The following is a 3016-nucleotide window of genomic DNA, read 5'->3' on the forward strand; positions in this document are numbered from 1 at the left end:
CGAAGCACCTGCTCGACCATGAGCTTAGAAGTACCATAAGGATTTGTGGTTCCGCCGACGGGAAAATCTTCGCGAATTGGCACACTAGCAGGATCGCCATAAACCGTAGCCGACGAGCTAAATACCAACTTGAACACGCCAGCCTTCTGCATTTCTTCAACCAGAACAGCAGAGCCGGTGGCATTATTACGGTAATAATCCAGTGGCTTTTGAACAGATTCACCGACAGCTTTTAAGCCGGCAAAATGAATAACGGAATCAATACAGTGGTTACTGAAAATTTCACGCAAAATGTCACGGTCAAGAATATCACCACGATAAAAGACGGGAGACTTACCTGTAATTTGCTCAACACGCGTTAAAGAGGCTTCACTGGAATTACTGAGGTTATCTAAAACAACCACATCACTGCCCTGCTCTAAAAGCTGAACCACAGTGTGTGAACCAATGTAACCCGCACCACCGGTAACTAAAATTGTCATTTATTCTCCTAAATATAATTCAGTTCTAGAACATCTAACGAAAGCTTTAATACAATATCGTATGGCTAAGATCTTTGGCCTCGCCTTGGCACATACATAATAGTGACACCCTGACAGGGCCTGCGCATGAACATTTTTTAACCAAACAAGACTTCTTCTAAGAACTGTTTGTTTAAAATTGCCTTCATTTGTTTACGTTTAATACTGCCTTTGAATGGGTGTGCCTTCAGTCTATTTAATGCCATATGACGAAATCTCGCTAAGTTTTCACCTGCATTTCCATAGACTATTCGACTTTCATCTTCCCTCATCGTAACGTCCAGCACCCAATGTAAACTGTTTTCAATTGCCCAATGACCACGGACTGAATGAGCGAATTTTTCAGCATCAAGTTCGGCTGAACTAATGAAGTATCTAACACTAACTTCACCCGATTCATCATCACCTTCCACTCGATGAGAGACTGCAACACCAATGCTTTTCATTCCCGGCCATTCAAACGATAAATCGACAAACTCATCAAATAAGTCACTGGTCAAATACATCCGAGTTTCTTTACGACCGTGTCCTTTTTCCTCCGTCGTATGGCGTTGTTGATCAAATCAGTTTCTAAGCGGATCTAGTTCTAATTAGCCGCATGCTATGCAATAGCTGTTCTTTCAGGCATACCGAGTCTTATGACTTTGTTTATAGCTTTGACATTGGCTAGGGCTTCGCCAACTTGACCGTTGTAACTACGGAGTGTCAATGTACCGTTGGTTAGTCCTTTGTATCTCGACATGGCAGTTTCTGAGAGCGATCTAAAATGATACCCAGAATCGACTTTCCATTGAGCTAGGTTATTAGCTTTCAACGCCGATACTGCATCGTTTCTCGGATGACCATCTTCCCAATATCCTGCATTTTTCCTCGGGGGGATAAGAGGAGTTATYCCTTTGCGYTGTAAGACCTTATRACATTCTTTGGTATCGTAAGCACCATCAGCAGATACTTCTCGAATTTTTCGGCGTAGTGGATTGAGTAACGTAGGAAGCACTTCATTGTCACCAACATTCACTAAGCTAACTTCTGCGCCTATGATTTCATGCGTATCAACATCAACGGCCAGRTGAAGCTTTYGCCAAGTTCTACGTTTCTCATAACCATGTTTTCGGACTTTCCATTCACCTTCACCGAATACTTTCAGGCCNGTGGAATCGATAGCAATATGTCGAACTGGCCCTTTTGATGGGTTGCGATATTTCACCTCGACAGTCTTAGCTCGTTTGCTGATACAGGTGTAATCAGGCGAGCTAAGTGGCACATTCATAAGCTTGAAAATGGAATCGATAAAACCTTGAAGAGCGCGCAGTGGNAGAGAATAAATCCCTTTAATCATYAAGGCAGTTTCAATAGCGGTATCAGTATACTGGAACCCACGACCACGCCTGCCGTGATGTTCGGTGCATCTCCAAGAGTCGATAGCAGAGTCATCAACCCAGAATGTAATTGAACCACGTTGTTCCAACGCTTTGTTGTACTTCTTCCAGTTTGTAATTTTGTTCTTCGACTTACCCATTGCTGATACCTAAATCACCGGTGATAGATGATCTGATCACTGAATAGCAAAAGAGTTCCCTGATTTAGTCAACAACGCCATTAGCTCAGCACAAAAAAATCTTCATCAATATAAGTGAAGGGGATAAAAAAATTATAGTGCTAGATTAAACTTAGCCAATATCATCCCGAATGAAGTTACATCCTCAAAAACTCTGTTTATTCTTAATTTTTTTACGGACGCTATGGTAAATCGACATCAAAAAACTACTGAAAAAGGCTTACAGCTATTTTCATTGAACTATACTTTTAGTCTTGATTTACCTGATTTTTATTGGAGATGGTAATATGCACGCTAAACATCGATCTTATATTTTAGTAGGAAAAGTGCCTCGTAGTGCTCATCTTACGGTAAACCATATAGGAATTCTGTACATCGAAATTGTGGAGGGACACAAAAAACTTGAAGCTGAGTTCAAGGATTTACTCTTTGAGCACGATGGAAAAACAACAGGATTATTTTGTATTAAACATGGCAAACCAAAACATAAACGTTGGCATGTTGATCTTGCTTGTAATGATGCCAAAGAACTCAAAATGCTAATTAATGACGCTAGAGATGAATATGAAATTCTAATGCGTGATCTTTGTTGAATAGGTGACGAACAAGTGTGTTCACGTAACAGGCAGAGACAACAAAGGCCGCCAATTGGCAGCCTTTCGATAACGACCTCCTGTTGTTAACCCAATATAGTGATGCCACTTTTTCCCAATTTAGAGATGTCACATTCTGGTATGGCTGGTTCCCTTTACCAACTATCCAGAGTCATGCGGGATTGTTGCAAATAATCGGATAGGGCAGACATTGGTCAAAAACACTAACTCGCTCCTATCCCTAAGCGTCTTAGGCTGGCTGGTTATGAACTGCGTATACCCGTGATCATTGATGATGCTTGATTTCTTTAATAATGAGGATCATGCTACACACTATGAAAATG

Annotated in this window: 3 protein-coding genes and 1 pseudogene; 1 reads left to right on the forward strand and 3 read right to left on the reverse strand. The window is 41.2% G+C overall.

The annotated features are described in order from the left end of the window. The 3 genes and pseudogenes from L4D76_RS01015 to L4D76_RS01025 form a co-directional block, all read right to left on the reverse strand. A partial coding sequence (locus L4D76_RS01015) for an SDR family NAD(P)-dependent oxidoreductase (protein WP_428439071.1) occupies nucleotides 1-482 on the reverse strand: 482 nt, incomplete at its 3' end. A 137-nt stretch (nucleotides 483-619) separates the two neighbouring features. Beyond that, a pseudogene (locus tag L4D76_RS01020) lies at nucleotides 620-1066 on the reverse strand (ISAs1 family transposase); the annotation flags it as partial. 56 nt (nucleotides 1067-1122) lie between these two features. Beyond that, nucleotides 1123-2040, reverse strand: a complete 918-nt coding sequence (locus tag L4D76_RS01025) for an IS5 family transposase (RefSeq protein WP_428439072.1) — start codon at nucleotides 2038-2040, stop codon at nucleotides 1123-1125. 326 nt (nucleotides 2041-2366) lie between these two features. Between L4D76_RS01025 and L4D76_RS01030 the strand changes: the two genes are divergently transcribed. Then, nucleotides 2367-2672 carry a hypothetical protein gene (locus tag L4D76_RS01030; RefSeq protein WP_428439073.1) on the forward strand — a complete coding sequence of 102 codons (306 nt, stop codon included), beginning with the start codon at nucleotides 2367-2369 and terminating at the stop codon, nucleotides 2670-2672. Nucleotides 2673-3016: the final 344 nt, after the last annotated feature.

The organism is Photobacterium sagamiensis, assembly GCF_050337085.1.
Lineage (GTDB): Bacteria > Pseudomonadota > Gammaproteobacteria > Enterobacterales > Vibrionaceae > Photobacterium > Photobacterium sagamiensis.